Origin of the sequence: Hymenobacter cellulosivorans (assembly GCF_022919135.1) — a bacterium.
Taxonomy (GTDB): domain Bacteria; phylum Bacteroidota; class Bacteroidia; order Cytophagales; family Hymenobacteraceae; genus Hymenobacter; species Hymenobacter cellulosivorans.
On record NZ_CP095049.1, the window covers coordinates 1,294,484 to 1,315,268 of the forward strand.

9 protein-coding genes are annotated in these 20,785 nt (G+C 57.9%); 6 read left to right on the forward strand and 3 right to left on the reverse strand.

The annotated features are described in order from the left end of the window. Positions 1 to 30: 30 nt before the first annotated feature. Together MUN80_RS05600 and MUN80_RS05605 are read right to left on the reverse strand one after the other, a co-directional pair. Positions 31 to 5,541 (reverse strand): DUF6443 domain-containing protein, encoded by a 5,511-nt coding sequence (locus MUN80_RS05600; RefSeq protein WP_244720705.1) that lies wholly within the window; start codon positions 5,539 to 5,541, stop codon positions 31 to 33. Between the two features lie 55 nt (positions 5,542 to 5,596). Continuing rightward, positions 5,597 to 9,265 carry an RHS repeat protein gene (locus MUN80_RS05605; RefSeq protein ID WP_244720708.1) on the reverse strand — a complete coding sequence of 1,223 codons (3,669 nt, stop codon included), beginning with the start codon at positions 9,263 to 9,265 and terminating at the stop codon, positions 5,597 to 5,599. Positions 9,266 to 9,625: 360 nt separating this feature from the next. Here MUN80_RS05605 and MUN80_RS05610 point away from each other — a divergent pair, with 360 nt between their 5' ends. The 4 genes from MUN80_RS05610 to MUN80_RS05625 all read left to right on the forward strand — a co-directional run bounded on the left by MUN80_RS05610 (position 9,626) and on the right by MUN80_RS05625 (position 12,923). Next, positions 9,626 to 10,453 carry a helix-turn-helix domain-containing protein gene (locus MUN80_RS05610; protein ID WP_244720711.1) on the forward strand — a complete coding sequence of 276 codons (828 nt, stop codon included), beginning with the start codon at positions 9,626 to 9,628 and terminating at the stop codon, positions 10,451 to 10,453. Between the two features lie 187 nt (positions 10,454 to 10,640). Beyond that, complete coding sequence (locus tag MUN80_RS05615; RefSeq protein WP_244720715.1) at positions 10,641 to 11,903, forward strand: alpha/beta hydrolase-fold protein; 1,263 nt, start codon at positions 10,641 to 10,643, stop codon at positions 11,901 to 11,903. Positions 11,904 to 11,999: 96 nt separating this feature from the next. Next, positions 12,000 to 12,626 carry a hypothetical protein gene (locus MUN80_RS05620; protein ID WP_244720717.1) on the forward strand — a complete coding sequence of 209 codons (627 nt, stop codon included), beginning with the start codon at positions 12,000 to 12,002 and terminating at the stop codon, positions 12,624 to 12,626. 54 nt (positions 12,627 to 12,680) lie between these two features. Beyond that, on the forward strand, positions 12,681 to 12,923 hold the full coding sequence (locus MUN80_RS05625) for a hypothetical protein (protein WP_244720719.1): 243 nt from the start codon (positions 12,681 to 12,683) through the stop codon (positions 12,921 to 12,923). Between the two features lie 16 nt (positions 12,924 to 12,939). Here MUN80_RS05625 and MUN80_RS05630 read toward each other — a convergent pair whose 3' ends face one another. Beyond that, a complete protein-coding gene (locus MUN80_RS05630; RefSeq protein ID WP_244720721.1) occupies positions 12,940 to 13,653 on the reverse strand; it encodes a hypothetical protein in 714 nt (237 codons plus the stop codon). 434 nt (positions 13,654 to 14,087) lie between these two features. Between MUN80_RS05630 and MUN80_RS05635 the strand changes: the two genes are divergently transcribed. Both MUN80_RS05635 and proA read left to right on the forward strand, forming a co-directional pair. Then, a complete protein-coding gene (locus MUN80_RS05635; RefSeq protein WP_244720723.1) occupies positions 14,088 to 15,851 on the forward strand; it encodes an amino acid permease in 1,764 nt (587 codons plus the stop codon). 115 nt (positions 15,852 to 15,966) lie between these two features. Next, positions 15,967 to 20,745, forward strand: coding sequence for an anti-phage protein ProA (gene proA / locus MUN80_RS05640; protein ID WP_244720725.1), 4,779 nt, complete (start codon positions 15,967 to 15,969; stop codon positions 20,743 to 20,745). Positions 20,746 to 20,785: the final 40 nt, after the last annotated feature.

Sequence of the window (20,785 nt, forward strand, 5' to 3'; positions counted from 1 at the left end):
CCAAGCATACTGCGTTTATTTGTAAATATTTCATTGGTTTTTTCTTACTGTAGTTCCAGTGTAGTGGTAGTTGTCATAACTGCCAGTCAATTTCCCGTCACTTTCTACTGTTAAAATGTTGTTTGGGGATACTCCTTTGTTTTTGTGAGCAGTTCTTGGATCAAGATAATTGTATGTGCTAGACGTAACTACACCTTTCTTTAAAACGTCAGTTCTTCCTGATACCACAATAAAATGATCGGTCATACCATCATGATTAGGTGATCCATCGTGATAGTCAACACCTAGTATGATTCCGTTGCCCCTGTCTATTGCCTTGTCTATTTCATTGAGCCCATTTGGTGCCTGATTACTAGCGTCGCCAGCCCTACCTTCTTTTGTTTTATTAGCTATTAATATTTCATGGGTTCTATCAGCTGTTTCTACTCCATCGTTGTTTAAAATCATTTTCGATGCTTCGTAACAATTTACATTTTCTGTAATTTGTGATACCCAACTGGAGTTTTCAACTGCTGTATAAGTTATAGAAGTGACTTCATTTTGCGTATAGTTAAGCGTGACACCCTGTCCAAGGTCCTGCTTATAGTTCGCTCCAACATTAGAGTATTTTTGCCCTTCTATTTCTTGTTCTTTGGTTTTGCTATCTTGCCATATTACAGCGCCCGAATCATTGTTTTTATACCAATCTTTGCCATCAGGATCTATACTGTTTGTTGGGTTATTACATACGTAATGATAGGGTGAAACAAAGATGCTGTTCTCAGCCAACGGATCTACAGCATGCCAACGTCCTAGTTGTGCGTCGTACATACGAGCACCGTAGTCCTGCCAGTTAAGGCCAAACTCTAACTGCTTTTCCTTCCCATTATACTGAAATTTATTTTCAAAACCACTACCGCTCCGCTCAATCCCGGCCAGATTCATGCCCCAAGGGTCGTAGTGGTTTTCTTGAATGACTAAAGTAGGTTTGTACATCACTTTTACGTCGTCGAAGCCCACGTCCACGTCGCTTTCGTTGCCGACGTAGGCCTGGATGTAGCCATCGGTGGGAGAGATAATGTTGAGATGAAGCTCCTCATAATTGTTCCGGGCGGCACTGGTGAGCTGCTTAGTCTGGATTGATACCAGCACAGAGTCCTGGTTGAAGACGAGCAGACGAACATATCCTTTGGGAACCCGAGCAACTTGCTGGAGAACGGGTAGCACCGACAGGCTTAGGCCTAGGAACGGTAACGACCGAAACTTACGTGAGGACTCGGAGGTAGTAGCCGTTTGGGACTGTTGCTGGAGAAGAGTAGCTGCAAAGGTTGCCAAGGAGAAGCCGAAGTTAAGGTCCCGGACTTCCTGCTGGTAAATGCCAGGCGCAACTACCTGTACAGTGTCGCCTTTTTGTACGTGCAACACTTTCATTGGCCCTAAAGGCTGACCAATGGCAGCATTGAGACGGGCTATGTATGACCCAGTACGGGCTACGGGTCCAGCTTGAAAACGGGTGCTGGCAATACTTACGGAATCGAATTGTTGTTCCTCGCGGCGGGCTACGCTAGCAGGGTCCTTTTCCATAGTGGCCGTAAAGATGGCTGGCTGACCGGTGCGATAGGCTACCCGCAAATTGCCCAGATGGTCTTTGAGGCTGAACTCCCGAGTGTAGCGGGTATGGGTCTGGTTGGTTTCGTCGCGCCGTACAAAGCGTAGCACCCGGCCTTCGGCGTGCGGGAAAAAGAGCAAGGAGTCCTGCTCATATTGGAAGCTGGCAGCATAATCGGTTTGTTGAGTGGGCTTGCCAGTCTGATATACCAGCTTCGCCACCTTCTGGCCAGTAGCGCTGTAGCGGTACACGATAGAGTCGTTGCCGAAAGCAATGCGGCGGGGCAGGTTCAGGTGGTTGTAATGAATGGTGGTGATGCCCTTGTTGCGGTCGGCGGTAAGGTTACCGTTGGCGTCGTAGGTATACTCATCCTGGCCAGTTGAAGCCGTAGCAGCGGCTTGGTCCTGGAAGTCGCCGGCCAAGGATGCCGTGCCATTGGTGGGCCGGTTTGCAGTGACTGCGTCGTCAACGGTGGTCAGTTGGTTGCCTTTGTAGGTATAGGCAAGCGCATCGATGGGGCCGTACTGCTTGGGCGTAGATTGGGTAGCGTTGGCAATTAAGCCCCGGCGTTGTAGGGAGAGAATGTTGCCGTTCTCGTCATAGCTGACGTAATGTAAGCCGTAATTCTGCTTTTCGGCAGTCCAGGTGCCCGTAGCGGCGCGGGCCACAAAGTCGCCTTGCAGCAGGCGGCTGCTAAGGTCGTAGATGTAGCCGTAGGCGCGCGTAACTGAGTCAGACTTGCTGCGCCACTTCTGCCCAGTGATGTTACCGCCATACTGATGATAGTCCCGGGTGAATCCGTGATTATAGTATAGCTCCATACCCCACAAGTCGTTGGGGTCGCGCTGCGCGGCGTCGTTGAGGTGAGTGAGCCACCCGCGGATATTGTACTGATAATCGACGTTTTGAGCGCCTAACGTCAGCTGTTTCTGCTGCAGCTGCCCTATTTCATTGTAGTGCAGCGTAGCCAGAACCGTGGGTTGTACTTCACCAGGTAGTTGCTGGGCATTGGTAAGCAGACGGCCGGCGTGGTCGTAAGTAAAGGATTCGGCCACGGTTACGGGGGTAGGCAACGAGCGAGGGTCGGAATGAACCGTGTAGCTTTTCAGGACCTTGCCGGCAAAGTCCAGCTGGGAAGTACTGATGTCCTCGCCGCCCCGGGCGTTGGTGCTGCGCACCTGAATCGGCCGGGCCTGCACGTCATAGAAGCTCGTCGTCGTGAGCCAAGCACCCGCCGCCGACTCGGGGATGCCCAGCACACGTACGCAGGTGCGGGTTACCAGGCCTGTTACGCGGGTATCGGGAGTAGGGGCGGGGCTACTGAACTGGCTGTTGTATTGTGTATCGTAAGTGGCATCGGGTTGGCCAGCTAGGTCATTGTCGAAATTATAGTCATCGTAATAAGAAGCCGTTAGAACCTGGTACTGCGTGAACTGGCTCTGGGCAGAGAATTGTGGATATGCGTGGTCAAGCGTATAGTGTTGTGGGCTCGTGGTAGCCGCAGTGCGCTGCTCATATTGCGCCGAAGTCCGGTTGGCTTCGCTTTGCAGAGAGTCTTGACGAGCAGCCCGGCGGCAAAGTCCCGTAATAACCGGACGGTTCAGGGCATCATACTTCGTGAATGACCACTCATGGCGTTGCCGTTGGGCCGCATCCTGGCTTAGAATAACACGGTCTAGCTGGTCGTACACCAATTGGGTTTCTCCCTGGGTGCCGGGTACTTGCTTGGCAATAACACGGCCTCGGTCATCGTAGCGGTAGCGAAAAAGCAGGTTTTCGACTGCGGCGCTGAAGTGCCACTGTTGCTGGCGCAGTAAGGCTACGGCTTTGGGTGGCAGTACTGCGCGCAGGTGATTGAAATCATCGTACACATAATACGTATCCAGCCACTGAGGCGCGGGCTGGTTTCGTTTCGGAATCCCGGTTTCGACTCGTTTCAGGATAACCTGATTTTGCTTGTCCTGAAATTCGAGCGTGCGGGCATGTTGCTCATTGCGGGTTTCCTTTACCCATAGCTCCCCAGCTGCATACACTCCGTGCGGCAACAGCTCAGCGGTGAGACTGCCATACCCGGCGGAATAGCGTTGCACATCATCAGCCACAGTGTTGGGCCGCTCTTGCAGCGTTACGACATGGTCGGTAGATAATTGCCAAGCTTCTCCGGGAGCTGCCTGCGCAACAATCCGGTTTAGGGGAGAGGCCTCAAATGCTGACTCGCTGTAGGGTACGCCGGTGCGTGCTATCCCGCTGATAGCAGTATTTGAGCCAGACGGGGTGGCATGGTAAAAATTGTACTGCTCTCGTAGCCCATCGGGGTGGTAATCACCCAAAGAGCCTGCGGCATTGGGGGCTGTGTACGGCAGATACGTTTTGGGCTGCCGGCCTAAAGCATCGTACGCTACCGGCTGAATGATGTCGCGGCGTTGGGGCGACTCCTGACGCAGGACCGTTTGTATTGGTCGGGCCAAGCCATCCAGATAGTCCGTCTTGACCTGAACCGAATCAACCGACGCCCGAGTTAGGCGTTGCGGCGAGCTTATCGCAACGCGGGCCTGGTAGGTCCGCACGTAGTTCAAATACAGCGAGTCGGGATGGCCCCGAAAGGCTTCGGGTGCCAGCAGATCGGTCAGTGGAGCCTCATTTTCAGTATCTACGGGCACGTTTTCGGCCAGTGGCTGGTAAGGTAGAATTACCAGATATTGTGGGCGGGTGTATAGGTATTGGTAGTGGCCCCAGGTAATAACTAGGTCATTCCAGACCCGGCTGCGGTATAAACCGCCCTGAGCGGAGGCTAGATGTGCGAGAGTCAGAGTAGTGTCTGTGGCGCCGGGAATGTCAACCCAGGCACCACCTATCTGCCGCTCCCACTGGTAGTGATTGCGCGTACCGGGCATGCCTCGGTGGAGCGTCTTCGTCGTGCCCGGCAAGCCACGAATGGTATCTGCCGGTAACGTTTGCTGATTGCTATATTCAAATTGCAAAGGCAAGGGGTAAGCTATGCCCTGGAAGTTGGGTTCGATAGAGCCAAAATCCAGAAAGTTGTTTTGCACCCTCAAGAAATTGGGAATGTTAGTCTTATCTGCCCAGGACGGTATGAAGGTCAAGGCATTGTGGTTAGCAACCAGCCAAGTTAGCTGAGGGAGACTGGTCAGCTCGTCCGGCATGCTTCCCTGCAATTTATTATTGCTCAGGTTGAGTTGAGTTAGGTACCTACATTGGGCAAATTCCTTGGGAATGCTACCACTAAGCTGGTTATGATCTAGAAAGCAGTAAGTAAGATTCTCCAGATAGCGCACCGAGCTTGGAATGGCGCCCGATAAGTGGTTGTAGCTAAGAGCCAACGTCGACATGGATGGTATCTGCCCAAGAGCCGCTGGAATAGCGCCACTAAGTTGGTTGTTGGCTAGCATCAAATAGGTAAGCGGCAACGTCGCTAGTTCAGGCGGAATCGAGCCTGTCAGTCGGTTAGCATTTAGATTAAGCACCGAGAGGTTATGGCAAGAACTCAATTCAGGAGGCAGTAGGCCTGTGAACTGACAAGCGCTCAGATCCAGATTATATAAATCACTTTGGCCCAGAGTGGCTGGGATGGAGCCTCCTAAGCTGCTGTTGCCACTCAATGTCAGATAATGTAGTTGGCTGAGCAATCCCAGGCTCGTGGGTAAGGAGCCAGTGAGGTTATTACTTGGCAAGCGCAGACTTACAATGTCACCGTTGCCAACCTGTACACCCTGCCAGGTGGCTGCATCAGCTAACGTCGAGCCAGCGAGCCACTGTTCGTGGTGAGTCCAGGCAGGGCCGTCGGTGGCGTAGTAAAACTGCCGCAGCACGCGTAGTTCGGTGCTATCGGGTACTTCTCCTTGGTGGGGAATAGTCTGAGCTACTGCGTGCTCCAGGCCTAGCGAGAGGCAGAGCAGGGTCAGCAGAAAGGTGAAAGTAGAAGGTATACGCATACGAGCCACAGATTAAATGGAGGCGATAAAACCAGAATAGAAGGGCAGAAGAGGGCTACGGCCGGGCGTAGTGGTATTCCTGTTGGGTCAGGATATTGCCTTGCTCATCCCGAATCCGCTGTAAGCGACCCAACGCATCGTACTCGTAGCTGGCCGTTCGGCCGTTCACATCCGTTTGGGAGGTTATGCCAGTCAGCGGGTCGTGGGTATAGGTCGTAAGCTGGGCCTCTGCCGGATGCAGTCGGAGCTCGTCGAGGCGCAGGGCTTGATTACTCGACAAGGTCACCTGGTTGCGGGTGGCACTCAGCTGTAGCGTGCCGGTGTACTGGCGGAAGCCATTGGGGTCGGTGGGACCGATAGGTTGAACTACAATTGGTAGGAGTTGCCCATTTTGAGTGATGTCAGGCGATGCGGTAGCCCAAAAGGAGAGCTGATACTTACCCGCTGGCAGAGAATCGCAGCTAACCGGGCTGAGGAGTTGGTAACATTGCTGACCGGTATGCCCGCCGGCCGTCACGTAGAGGCTCGGGTGGCGCCAGCGACTGGGGCAGCCAGCTTCGAAGCTGGTATACGCTAGTTGGTTGTATTCCGCATTCTGGGCCCGAGCCACGGGCTGCGTGGCCGAATAGCCCCACAGAAAACTTTGCGGACCAGCCTGAAATTGGCGGGCTTGCAGAATGTTGCCCAAGCCGTCAAATAGCTCATAAGCCAGTGTGGGGCGGTAGCGGCGGTCCTGGAGGAAGCTCCCATTGCGGATGGCAGATGAGGTAAACTGCGAGGCCGGAATCGGGCTTGCTGCTTGCAGCGCGAAATCCTGGCTGGGCAAAGTGCCCCGGTATTGCGCTAGTTTGCCACCCAGCAAATAACTCGCGCCTTGTTTCTTGAGCCACTGCTGCTGTTCAACAATATCGGTCAGAATATGCCGCCGGGCCAGCGACTTAAGGCCGAGGGCTACAGCGCTGGCCGCGTTGGCCGTGTCATAATCCAAGGCGTACAGCTGTCTGGTGGTCATCGTATCGCCGGCACTGGTCAGCGTCTGGGTGCGGGTGAGTTGGGCATGGGTAGGGTTGTCGTATTTATAGAAGGTTTTAACCAAGTGGTAGCTAGTACTATCCGAGGGGCTGTACGAGTACTCATCCTTCTCTGTCAGGTAGCTCCACACGGAGGTATACTTGAACGATTCAATTAAGAACTGAGCCGGGCTGACAGTGCTAGGTCCCCAGCCGATAGGCTTGACAATCGTTTCGGGCCGCTGCAGGATGATGTTCAGGCCAATAGCATGAGATTCATTCGGCTGCGTAGGAACAGTATAGTTGGCGCAGTCTTCACAGCTGTAATTGGTAGGTGGGGTATAGTTATGATGGTAACGATTTCTGGTCTTGCGAAGCGGCTGGTATTTCCCCGTAGCGTTGTTGTACGAATAGTCAATTATTTCAAGGGGCAGCCCCCGTTGCCAGTCCATGCTGGTGGGCGGCGTGAAGGGATACCCAACGAAATATTGTAAATCGTCTTCCCACGAAAAGGTATGGGCACTCATGCCCTGCTCGCCCCGCCGGTCACGATATACCTGCACGTAGGGGTAGCCTGCACTGGCGCCTTGTACCCCGCCCAGTGACTGGACGCTGTTAGAGGACTGAGCTTGATACCGACATACCGTACTGATTCGATCCGGCGCGGCAGGGTCGCGGTTGTATTGCGTTATCTCGTAAGAATACTGAGGCACGTGTAGGGTCCGGCCACTGCTGCGCAGTGAGTCGGTGGGTAACGCATAGCGGTACCGCCGGCGTAGGGGCTCGGCCCCAGGCTGGGGGGTGTCCCTCACCTCGCGAATACGCAGGCCGCCGGCCAAGACATTGGAGCCAGGAGTAGACCGGCTCTTGTGCTCCATCCACTGCAGGTAAAAGTAGTTGGCGGGACAGTTGCCAACGGTGGTGGCCGTCATGTGGTACGTGCCCGGCGCCAGATTAAGGGTTTCCTCGCGGTCGGCATTGACGAAAGAGGCAAAGGTTTTGGTGAAGCCATTGGGGCCAGTCAGATTCAGCCGAAACTGAGGGGTAATTTGATTTTCGCCCACCCCGCAGCCGGTGCGGTAGCGAGCTTGCATAGAGTATAGCTGAACGTTGGCAGGTACCGTGAAAGAAACTTCTTGGATTACGACTTCACTCGGCAGCGGTATGTGGTCATCGTCGGGAGTCGATATAAACGATACGGCATGTACAAGGGTGTCGTAGGCGATAGTGCCGGGTGGCGAATAGAAATCATTGGGTTCAAACTCATAGGTCGTGCGGCCGCCGGTCGGGTACTGTAAGCTTTTAATAATGCCCACTTTCATTGCCGCTGCATCGGGTTCCCGACGCCCTCCTTCAATGAAGCCTTTGCTTGGTTCGGCTGGAAGCAGGCCTCCATCCCAATTATTAAAATAGCCCCAATGATCCTGCGCTGTGCTCAAGCGCGAAGGCATCGCCACTTCCTCGTGATAGGTAATAACATAGCTCGGCTTGCCTACTTCCGTAACGCTCGTCAACTTTAACCGATGATCATCACGCAGGCCCTGAAAGCCAGAATGGTCGCAGTCGGAGGTAGACTGAGGCAGGTTGAAGTAGCCATATCCCAGGTTGAATGTTCGGGTGGTCGAGCCCTGATGTACGGTGATGCGTTTGAGCGCCTCGGCATTAGCCAGGTCGAGACGCTTGCAGGTGCTGTAGTCAAATTCTACAAAATCACCTCGGCTAGAGCGAATCGTCGCTAGCTGCAGGCTCCGCACTTTGGTAATGCTGGTAGTGGATGTTGGCTCCTTATCAAAGCACCCTTGATTTAGACCGTTCGCCTCGGTAGCAAACGTTTTGTAGCGTGTATAGCTGCCCAGGTTCTGATAATGGTAGGTGAGCGTGTCATAGGTGAGCGTGATAGACTCATGGTATGGAGTCTCAACGGCCGTTAAATAGTAGGCCGTTGAACGCGGCTTGTAATCATCTTGGGGGCTAGAGCGGCCACCAGAGCGGGTAATGTAGGTGTAGGATTCTTCTAGTGCAGTGTAGAGGTACTTGTTACCGGCCTCGTCGGTAATTGTATAGCGCTCGGTGCCGCGCTGAATAACTATAGGGGTATAAGGCATTGTATGCGGCTGCCGATCCTGCGTGTAGAAGAACTTTCCGCTGCGGCCGCAGAAGTTGTAATAAAAGAGGTCAGGTTGCGTGTCGAAGCCCGCTAAGACAGTGTTCTGGTAGGCGTTTGGCGTTGCCGTAGCATACATGCAGAAACTATAATCCGTTTCGGGATAGATGGGCACTAACCGGCGGTCGGTTGGGATACGATAAGTATTGGTATAGCCGGCCCCGGTAGCGCTGCCGCGAAAGTCATCGAGGCCCATCACAGTAGAGGAAATGCTGCCCCCGGCTTGCAAAGCCCAGCTTAAGCCAACGCTACTGGCCACTTCGGTCACTCGGACCCCGCTGGCATGGTAATTTAAGCTGATGGGGAGCGTGACCCCGCGCAACTTCACTTCATAGATTGGAATAGAAATATCGGGTACGCCAGTAAAGAGGCTGACGGGTGTTTCAGCAAACTTGCCTAAGGCCGCCGCTTCCGGCGGCGGCGGCGTCCCGGCGCTCAAACGGTTCACGATCTGAGCTGTAGCAGGAAGGTGCAGGAAAATGCTTAGGACCCATAAAAGCTTGCTTGCCTGTTTCCGTAGCAGATACAAAAAGAGTAAATGTGTGCTCATAAGATGCTTCAGTAAGGACAAAGGGATTCTGCCTAGGGCCCATGCCATAGGAGTAGGATGCAAATAGGTAGAGTAGAAAGGGCGGGAGCGACCTATGAATAGGCGCGGGCCCCGCTGGCCAGGCGAGGCAGTATTGAATATGAAAATTCACCTGCTGCCGAAAGGCACCGCAGGTAAAAGGTAGAAGCAATAGAAAAGGTCTTAGAGCAACAGACCTTTTCAAATAAATCACCTAGCAGTAAGTAGTGGATACTTGCACAGGGGGAATGGGGTAAGCATATTTGTTAGGGTAACGGATACAATCTTATTCTTATTTTGAATAGTATCCAAATTTTTGATTCGTTTTTTGAATAAATTTTAATGGAGTGGATTCCTGCCAAGCTGCGCACAATTCGTCAGGAGTTCAACATGACCCAGCTGGAAATGGCCCAGGGCAGTGGTTTGTCCCAGCGCGACATCAGCCAGCTGGAGAATGGCCGCAAGGAAGGCCTGCCCAAGGAGTTTATTCACTTTCTGCATAGCCGCGGTGTTGACCTTAACTGGTTATTCACCGATCCTGCCGCCGAAGAGGTCCGTCCCGCCGCAAGTGCCCCCAAAAAATACGTGTCCGATGAGGCGCTGCCCACTCTGGCCGCCGAAGACCAGGTGGTAGGCTACGGCGCGAGTCCTAAGAGTTCTGGCTCAGCTACCAGGAGCGCCGAACTGCGGCTGGTGGCTCAGGAGCAGCTGGCAGCTTATCCTAAGCGCTGCTCTGAGCCGGCCTACCCGCAGCATTTGCCTACCTGGCATTTACCCTTGCCGGAAGTGCAGCAAGGCGTGTTCCGGGCATTTCAGCTGCCCGATGCTTCTCTGGCGCCCGTTTTTGCTCCGCTCGACTGGGTTATTGCCCAGGCCGAAGCCCCCGGTGCCACTCCGCAGAACGGGGTGCTGTACGTGGTAGTGACCCGGCAGCAGTTGCGGGTGCAGTATGTATTTACCACACCCGAGCAGCCCGGTAAGCTGCAGCTACGCCCTACTGCAGAGGCTGCCACGACGGTTACGGTTGCCCAGGCGGAGGTAGTAGAACTGTGGCGGGTAACGGGCCGCCTGAGCTTTCAGCTACCCACGGTCCCGTTCCCAGCCAGCACCCTCGAAGCCAGCCTGCAGGATTTGCTGAGCCGGGTGCAACGCCTGGAACAGGGCAGGTAAGCTGCTACGGGCAGCACCCCAAGGGTGGGAGAGGTAACCTTCAATCCGGAACAGGAGCTGGCTGGCCAACTGCGCTACTAGAGGTCTGGCCGGTAACCTTTGTTGGTTTGCTCAGTTACCTTCGGCCCTATAGGTCCACTAGTTGCTGGGGCAGCTATTATGTGTCGATTATCTATCCACGTCAACGATGAAGCTTACAATCTTTTTCCTGCTACTGTGCAGTGTATTTTCCGGACAGGCCCGGGCCCAGGTTGGCGGACCCACCGCTAGCGTCCGGCACATCCAGTCCCGCGTTTTGAAGGAGCAGCGCACCTACACGGTATATGTGCCAGAAAGTGCCCAGGACTCCCTGGTTGGCCGGCAGCACTACCCGGTACTGTATGTGCTCGACGGAGAAACGCAATTTCAGAGTACGGCCACGATTCTGAAGCAACTCAGCGGGCAGCGCGTATTGCCCGAGGCCATAATCGTAGCTATTCACAACACCGACCGAATCCGGGACCTGACGCCCACTCACATTGAATCGGGCTTGTACATGGACCGGCGCGGGGCTACCACCTCGGGCGGGGGTGAGGCATTTACCCGCTTTTTGCAGCAGGAGCTGATTCCCCGCATCGATTCTGCCTACGCCCCGGCGCCCTACCGCGTGCTGGTGGGCACCTCTCTGGGCGGGCTCTTCGTACTCAACACCCTGCTGCACCATCCCGACTTGTTTCAGAGCTACGTGGCTATCGACCCGAGTTTGTGGTGGGACGACACGAAGCTGGTGCGCGAAGCGGGCCGTCTGCTGGCTCAGCCTAAGTTTGCCGGCAAAACCCTGTTTCTGCCCGTCGCCACGGCCTTTAAGGAAGCCGGGGACACTGCCGCCGCCGCAGTGCGCAACACCATTGAGCGCCGGGCCTTTCTGGCCGTTCCCGACTTTATTGCCGAACTCAAGCAGCACCCGGCAAGCGGGCTGCGGTGGTCGGCAAAGTACTACCGGACCGAAGGGCACAACTCGGTACCGTTGCCCGGCACGTACGATGGCCTGCGCTACATTTTCAGCGCCCACCAACGGCTGTCGATAGACAACGTGGCGCTGCTGGAGCCCGCCGTGAGCAAGTTGAGCGCCCCGGCTATGCGGGACTCGCTGCTGGCAGTTTGTCGGCTGGTTTCCCGGCAATTGGACTACGTGGTGCGGCCCCCGGAACCGCTGGTCAACCGTATAGGCTACAGTTATCTGGGGCGGCAAGACTTTGCGGCGGCCCGGGCCTTTTTTCAGTTGAATGAGCAAAACTACCCCGACAGCTTCAACGTGTACGATGCTATGGGTGACTACTACAGTGCCCTCGGTGACCCAAAGAGCGCAGCACAAGCATTCCGCAAAGCCCTGACCATCTATTCGTATCCCGAAACCCGGCAGAAGTTGCAGGCCCTGCAAGCCAAGACGGCGCGGAAAGCCGGCCACTAGCTTGCCACACGCGGCGGAGCGGCGACCCTGGTGCGCGGGTAATTGCCAAAGAATAAATACGTTTGACAGATTCAGTCTGCTTTCGGCCTTCCTGCTATGCCTCGTCCTGTCGTTTTGCTGCTGCTGGTTATCGGGGTAAAATTTCTGCTGGCTGGCTCTGTATGGGCCCAGCCAACGGTAAAAAGCACCCCGCTGCACCGGTTCTTTCAGCAGCACTACGACAGCACCATTATCTACCATAGCGGTTCGAGTTGGAATAATTCTCCCAACTACCTGATTCTGGCCAAGCACCAAAACCAGGTGGACTTTTTCACCTACACCAGCCCGTACCGGGGCACCAAGGGAAAATACTACCCCGGCCAGCTGACCAGAAAGTTTGCCCAGGAAGACCAGGCCTTCCGAACCATGGTGCCTGATACCAACCGCTACCTACTGCCGCAGCCGGTGCGCCCCATTACCCTACAGCAGGCGTGGCGGCAGTTAGACCCTGGACTGCTATGGCAGGTGAAGGACGACCGGGAGACGGGGAACAACGCCGGTACGTGCGTGGTGGAAGATGCCGACGACAACGTTTTCTACTTGATTAACCGGCGCACCATTCGAATAGCCTCCTTTTACGCCCCTGACTTTCGGCAGCAGTGCCTGGGGCTTGATGCTGGTCGGCAACGCGCACTGGACGCCCGTAAAGTTCTGCGCACCCTGCCTGCTACCCGCCCGGAGTAGCTGTTTTGTGCGCCGCTACGTACCTGCCAGCTAGACCTTTAGTTTGTAACCGCTATGCTCTATTTCCACGATACCCTCATTCGCTACGGCTTCACCCAGCAACGCCCCGGCTTTTATACCCGCCCCAACACCAGTGCGGCCCTGGGCGGCCCTATGTTTTGCACCACGGGCGAAGACGAGCGGCCCCGCAAGATGCTGCTCTGGCAGCGCGGCCGTATTCTGGTGCAGGGCGACGTCGTAACGCTGGACGCCCTGGAGCAGGTGCTGCGGCGGGTGCTAGGTGCCCCAACTGCTTGAATAAGGCAGCCGGACGTTAGCGCACAGTTACTTTGCCGGGACCCAGCCCAATCAGGAAAGAAACCGATATTTCCAGTCCGCCGGGCCCTACTAGCTCGACCAGGTTTTGGGCATTTGCTGAGCCAGGTCCGTACCCAGGAAGGAGCTCCACGACCGGGTTAGGACTCAGCACGGCCCCGTAGCCCAGGGCAAATTGCAGGGCATTGCGGCGAAACTGGTGGTGCAGCCCGGCGCGGAGGTGCAACATGGTGCTGGAGTGAATTACGTACCGGCCTTTTACGCCGTACGTGTCCTCAACATCGACTGCTACTTCAGAAGACGAATACACCAAGTTGGTGCCGGCAAACAAGTGGTTTCGGCCGCGGCTGGGCAGGTAGGCCCGGGTTCCCACGCCTATTTTGCCTCCACTGGAGCCCAACCCGATGCCCACGTTGGCGTCGAGGGCGGGCAGCACGCGGTAAGCTGCTTCAAGGCCGAAGCCATAGGGTGCGCCCCAGCCCAGAGAAATACCCAAGGTGAGGGGCGGTACTGATTCGCTTACCTGCAGGGTGTTCTGGTAGGGGATGGCCGGGCCGGCGGCGGGCCGGTTAGCGGGCGGCAGTGTGTTGAGCTGCGGGCGCGTCGACTGGCGCAGCGTATCAGCGGGAGTAGCTTGAGCCTGGGCCGCAGTGCTTGCACCGAATAGCGCTACTAGTAAAGCTGATACCTGAAGTAAACGATTAGGCTGCATATAGAAAGGGATGATAGGATAGAAAACAGGGCAATAACGGCGGAAAAGATGTACTGTCCAAACTCCTGGGAGGTGATTATCCTGCTTAAGGAGCGGTATGGGAATAGGAATAAGGACTTTACCAGTTGAGGTAGTACTGGCCAGCGAATTCAAGCCAGAGTTGCTTTTGCTGGCTTTGTCAGGCAATACTGCCCGCGCCGCCGGCACAGCTGGTGCTTAGGCATCTGCATAGGTGTTGAGTTTCTTGATGTCGGGCTCGCTGCTGCTTAATGCCGCATACTTAAGCTCAACCCGGAAGTCACAGCTGGGGTACCCGGCGGAGGGGTAGACCGGAGTAGCAGGCTGCTACTGCTATAAGGCGCTATAATGTGCCGCTGCCGCATTATTCTTTATCTTTTGGGCCTGAAACTCCCCCGCTCCCTCACAACCCATAAATGAGTTCTTTCTCGAATCTGTTTCGCCGCAAGGATATCGGCGCTATTCTACAAAACCCGCCCGCCGATGTGGAAGGCCACGGCCACGGCAGCCTGGAGCGCAACCTCTCGGTGCGCGACCTGACGGCCCTGGGCATTGCCGCCGTCATTGGGGCCGGCATCTTCAGCACCATCGGCAATGCCAGCCACGACGGTGGGCCGGCCGTGTCGTTGCTGTTTGTATTTACGGCTATTGCCTGCGCTTTTTCGGCTTTGTGCTACGCCCAGTTTGCCGCCACCATCCCGATTAGCGGCTCGGCCTACACGTATGCTTATGCCTCGTTTGGGGAGCTTACCGCCTGGATTATCGGCTGGGCCCTCATCATGGAATATGCCGTGGGCAACATCGTGGTGGCCATTTCCTGGTCCGACTACTTTACCGGGCTCATGGAGGGAATTGGGGTACACATACCGGCTTACCTAACCATGGGCACCCAAAGCGCCTATAAGGGCTACCACGAAGTGCTGGAGCTGATGCAGAACGGCAAGCCCCTGACCGACGTGGCCCCGGCTACCCTGGAAGCCTACAAAACCTGGAATACGGCCCCCGCGCTGTTCGGCGACTTCCGCCTCGTCTGCGACCTGCCCGCCTTCCTCATCACCGTCCTGATTACGGCCGTGGTGTACGTGGGTATCAAGGAATCCAAAACGGCCTCTAACCTGCTGGTACTGCTCAAGCTGATTGTGGTGGCGGTGGTTATTGCCGTGGGCGTGTTCTACGTGCAGCCCGCCAACTGGACGCCGTTTGCCCCCAACGGCATCAGCGGCGTGCTCAAGGGCGTGTCGGCCGTGTTCTTCGCCTACATCGGCTTCGACGCTATTAGCACCACGGCCGAGGAGTGCAAAAACCCCCAGCGCGACTTGCCCCGGGCCATGATTTATGCCCTGATTATCTGCACCATTCTCTACGTCATCATCACGCTGGTACTCACCGGTATGGTGTCGTATAAGGAGCTGGGCGTGGGCGACCCGCTGGCGTTTGTGTTCGAAAAAGTAGGTCTGCCCCAGCTGGCGGGCGTGGTAGCCGTCAGCGCCATTTTTGCCATGGCCTCGGTGCTGCTCGTGTTCCAGATCGGCCAGCCCCGCATTTGGATGTCGATGAGCCGCGACGGACTGCTGCCCCCCATTTTCGGCCGGGTACACCCCAAGTTTCACACGCCTTCGTTCAGCACCATCGTCACGGGCTTCTTCGTGGGCGTGCCGGCCTTGCTGCTCAACATGGACCTGGTTATCGACCTGACCTCCATCGGGACCTTGTTTGCCTTTGCCCTCGTGTGCGGCGGCATCCTGATTCTGGACCCACACGGTACTTCCGAGGCCCGCTTCAAGGTGCCCTACATCAACGGCCAGTTTCTGCTGCCGCTGCTCATGCTCATCGGCATTGTCCTGCTGTTCGTCTACAACGGCGAGGCCGTCGGTGAAATGGGCCGCATTGTGGGTGGGGCCGAGGGCCTGGAAGGCTTTCAGCACTACATCCCAATGCTGGTGTTCTTCGGCTTCTGCATCTACCTGACGGTAGCCTCGGTGCGCCGCCGCCTGTCGTTGCTGCCCACGCTGGGTTTGCTCACCAACCTGTATTTGATGACCCAGCTGGGTATCAACAACTGGTTGCTGTTCTTCGGCTGGCTCATCATTGGCCTGGCCTTGTACTTCAACTACGGCTACAAGCACAGCAAGCTGAACGCGGGCCTGACGGCCAACAACCGGCCACCGGTGATTCGATAAACCGCACCATAAAAAACACGCGCGGGCTTTGTCCGGTGGGGCTTTAACCAGGAACTTTGGTTGACCGGCTCCCCGGGCAAAGCCCGCCCTGCGTTTGGTGCTACTGACTTTTCTTATGGAAACACCCCCGGTTTCGGCCTCCACGGCCTTGCTCTCCCGCCTGCTGGCCTCCCGCGAGGAACTGCTGGATCTGGGATTGCGCAACCCGCTGCTCAACTACCGGCCTTCCCCGGCCCGGGGCGTAATCGTGACCCAGGAGCAGGCGGTGGCGGTGTACGAGGTGCTGGTGCGCCAGGGCAAAACCATGTATTTCCAGGCCGGCCCCGAGGCGAAGCCGCAAGCAAAGCCGGCAGGTGCTGTAACGGAGCCGGAAGTTGTGACGGCCGCTGCTGCGGTAACCACCGGGGCGCCGGCTGCCCCTACGGATCTTTCGGAGGCCGAGCGCCAACGCCTGCTGACCGATAACAAGCTGCAAACCGCCGAGCCGCTGGATAAGCTCGAAAAGCGGCTGCTCAACACCTATTACACGGCCCGCACCAGTCTGGAAGAGCAGGGCGTCAACATCCTGTATCTGGCTCTGGGTCAGCTCACCTGGTATGAGGCCGACAGCAGCCCGGAGGCGCGACAGGCCCCGCTGCTACTGGTGCCGGTGTTGCTGGAGCGGGGCACGGCCGCCGAGCGGTTTAAGCTCCGCCACACTGGGGCCGAAGTGGAAGGCAACCTGAGTTTGCAAGCCAAGCTGCGGGCCGGGTTTGGCCTCAACCTGCCTTTGCCCGACGCTGAAGAGGAGCTGCGCCCAGCCGACTACTTTGCGTCCGTAACCCAGGCCGTAGCCGGCTTGCCGCGCTGGCAGGTGCAGCCCGATGCCATTATCCTGGGCTTCTTTTCCTTCGGTAAGTTCTTGCTCTACCGCGACCTGGACCCCGCCACCTGGCCTGCCCCAGTGGGCTTGCTCGACCACCCCGCCATTGCCGCCCTGCTCGGTCCCGACGCCGGCTTCCGGGATGCCGCGCCCACCCTCGACGACTCGGCTTTTCTGGATACCGAAAGTGCCGCCCACGAGCTGCATCAGGTCCTAGACGCCGACTCTTCGCAGTTGCTGGCGTTGCTGGCCGTGCAGGAAGGCCGCAACCTCGTGATTCAGGGTCCGCCCGGTACGGGCAAGTCCCAGACCATTGCCAACCTGCTGGCCGAGGCTATTGGGGCGGGCAAAAAGGTGCTGTTCGTGGCCGAGAAAATGGCGGCCCTGGAAGTAGTGCAGCGCCGGCTCGAAAATCTGGGTTTAGGGGCCGCCTGTCTGGAATTGCACAGTCACAAAGCCAACAAGAAGGCCCTGCTCGACGAGCTCCGCCACACGCTCAGCCTGGGCCGACCGGCCGCCGCTCCCGACTTGGCCGACCAGCTCGCTCAGCTGCCGCGTTACCGCACCGCCCTGAATGAGTACGCCCTGGCCGTCAACGCCCCAATTGGCCGCAGTCGCCGCACGGCCCAGCAAGTGGTCGGCGAGCTGCTGCTGCTTAACCAGGAGCGGGGCACGGTAGAATTGCCCCGCCTAGCCATTGCCAACCTTGCCAACTGGACCGACGCCGACGCGGCCCATGCCGAAACTCAGGCGCAGCGCGTACAAGCCGTTTTGCAGAAGATTGGCCGGCCCAAAAACCTGCTGTTCTGGGGTAGTGAGTTGCTCGTAGTATTGCCCGCCGACCAGGAAGCTCTGACGCAGCTGCTGCGGGAGGCGCAGGTCGCCCTCGCCGATTTGCAAGCCGCGGCCCAGGTTTTGGCTCAGCACCTGGGTTTACCCGCGCCGCCCGACCGCGCTGCGGCCGAGGCCTTGCTGCCCGCTGCCCGCCACGTTCAGTTAGCCCCGCCGCTGGCCGGTGTGGCCGTGGCCGACTCCGCCTGGCATCAACGCCCGGCCCCAGTAGGGGAGGTACTGCTGGCCGGGGCCAGCTACTCGGCCTTGCACCAGCAGCACGACGCAGCGCTGTTGCCCGAAGCCTGGAGTCAGGAACTGCTGGCCGAGCGGGCCGCGGTGCTCAGCTACGGCGACAAGTGGTGGAAATTCCTCAGCGGCGACTACCGACAAGCCAAAAAGCGGCTGCAAAGCCTATGGCGCGGTTCGTTGCCCGATGACCCGGCCGCCGTGGTGGCTGTTATTGACGCTATTCACGAAGCCCGCCGCCACGCCCGGACGGTGCAGGAAACGCAGGATTGGGCCGCCGCTTTATTTGGTGCGGCCTGGCAGGGCTTGCGCTCCGACTGGCCCGCCCTGCGTAAAGTGGCCGACTACCTGACTCAAACGCACCAGCGTCTTGCCCAGCGGCAATTGCCTGCCGAGTTGCTGCATTATATGGCGCAATCTTCTGATCCTGCGACTGTTTCAGCTCCCTTAGCGGCGCTGGAAGTAGCCTTGGTGCGGCACCGGGGAGCCATCCAGGCAGTAGCTCAAGCCTTGCAGCTCAACGAAGCCCGCCGCTTTGGCCCCGAGGGCCGCCTGGAGTTTCAGTCCTTTGCCGCCCAGCACGCCACGCTCAGCGCCTGGCTGCCCGACGTGCCCGCCCTGCGCCTGGCCACCGAGTGGAACAATGTAGCGGCGGCTGTGGCAGCTGAAAATCTACCGGAGCTTCTAATACTGGCCGAAACCTGGGAGCTGGCGGCCTCCCACCTGGCGGCCGCCGTGCGCCAGACCTGGCTGGAGTTTTTGCAGAAGCAGGCCTACAGTCAGTATCCGGCGTTGCGGCAATTTGAGCGGGCCAGCCACGAGCAAACCGCGGCCCGGTTCCGCGAAGTCGACGAAGGTTCGCTCTACCACAACCGGGTGCGGGCCATGATGCAGCATTTCAGTCAGTTGCCCAACGCTCAGGCCAGTGGGCAGATGCTGCTACTCCGGAACGAGTTTGCCAAGAAAACCCGGCACTTGCCCCTGCGCAAGCTCATGCAGCAGGCGGGCCGCGCCATTCAGGCCATCAAGCCCGTGTTTATGATGTCGCCGCTGTCGGTGGCTGGCTACCTGCCGCCCGGAGCCGTGGAGTTTGACCTGGTCGTGTTTGATGAGGCCTCGCAGGTGAAGCCCGTCGATGCCCTGGGTGCCATTGCCCGCGGCCGGCAGCTGGTCGTCGTCGGCGACTCGAAGCAGCTGCCTCCCACCTCCTTTTTCGACTCCCTGACCGGAGCAGGCGAGGAGGCCGACGAAGAAAACGTGACGGCCGATATCCAAAGCATTCTGGAGCTGTGCAAAGCCCGGCAAATGCCCGAACGGATGCTGCGCTGGCACTACCGCAGCCAGCACGAGTCATTGATTGCGCCTTCCAACCACCTGTTCTACGACGACAAGCTGGTCATTTTTCCCAGTCCGGGCGGGCAGGGGCCGCTGGGTCTGGTTTATCATCATCTGCCTAGCACTCACTACGAGCGGGGCACTACCCGCACCAATCCGCTGGAAGCCGCGGCCGTGGCCGAAGCCGTGCTGCTCCATGCCCGCACCACGCCCAAGCTCACCTTAGGCGTCGTGGCTTTCAGTCAGGCCCAGCGCCAGGCCATTGAGGATGCCCTGGAAAAGCTGCGCCGCCAGCGCCCTGAAACCGAGGACTTCTTCAACCGCCACGCCCACGAACCGTTCTTCGTCAAGAACCTGGAAAACGTGCAGGGCGACGAGCGGGACGTCATTCTGATCAGCATCGGCTACGGCCGCACCCGGGAAGGCTACCTGAGCATGAGCTTTGGCCCGCTGAACGGCGAAGGAGGGGAGCGGCGCCTCAACGTGCTTATCACCCGGGCCAAGCAGCGCTGCGAAGTCTTCACCAACCTCTCGGCCGACGACCTCGACCTGACCCGCACCAAGGCCAAAGGTGTGGTGGCGCTCAAGACCTTTCTCAACTTTGCCCAGTGCGGGGTGCTCAGCCAAAACCAGGCAACCGGCCGGGCCCCGGATTCGCCCTTCGAGGAAGCCGTGCACCGCGCCCTGACGGCCCGTGGCTACACCGTGCGCCCCCAGATTGGCTGCCAGGGCTTCTATATTGACTTGGCCGTCGTCGACCCTGACCAGCCGGGTCGCTACGTGCTGGGCATTGAGTGCGACGGGGCCATGTACCACAGTGCCCGCTCGGCCCGCGACCGGGACCGGCTGCGCCAGCAGGTGCTCGAAAACGTGGGCTGGAAGCTGCACCGCATCTGGAGCACCGATTGGTTTCGGGACCCGGCACGGGAAACGGAGCGGGCCGTGCAAGCCATTGAGGAAGCCCGCCGCAGCGCTTCGGATGAGACTGAGGATGAAATATTTGCTGCTGTCGATACGCAAATAGGTATTTCCCGGGAAGCAGCTCCCGAAGGCCCGGTGCCCCTGGCCGAGCCTTACCAAATGGCCCAGCTGCCCGCTGCGGCCCGGCAGTTGGAAGTGCACCAGCATTCCATGACCCGCTTAGGAGGCTGGGTGGCCCAGATTGTTGCTGTCGAAAGTCCGGTGCACCTCGATGAGGTAACGCGGCGCATTGCCCTGGCTACCGGCGCTACCCAGGTCGGCGCCCGGATTCGCAAGAGCGTGGCTTCGGCCGTGCGGCTGGCCGTCAACCTGCGTCACATCCGGCTGGAAGGCGACTTTCTTTGGACCCCGGCTATGACGGCCGCCACCGTGCCGCTCCGGGACCGCAGCGGCCTGCCCACTGCGTCGCGCAAGCTGAGCTTCGTGGCCCCCGAGGAGCTGGCCCGGGCCATTCAAGTCATTGTGCAGCATAGCTTTGCCCTGGAACGAGCAGCTGTAGTGCTGCCCGTGGCCCGATTGCTGGGCTTTGCCCGCCCAGGTGACGAGATGCGCCAGCAGATTGACGCGGCCGTGCAGCGGCTGGTGGAAACCGAAGTGGTGCGGGAAGTTAACGGAGTGCTGCAACCTCAGTCGTGAGCCAAGCCGGAGAATTTACCAGTGGGGAGTGCCTTACTAT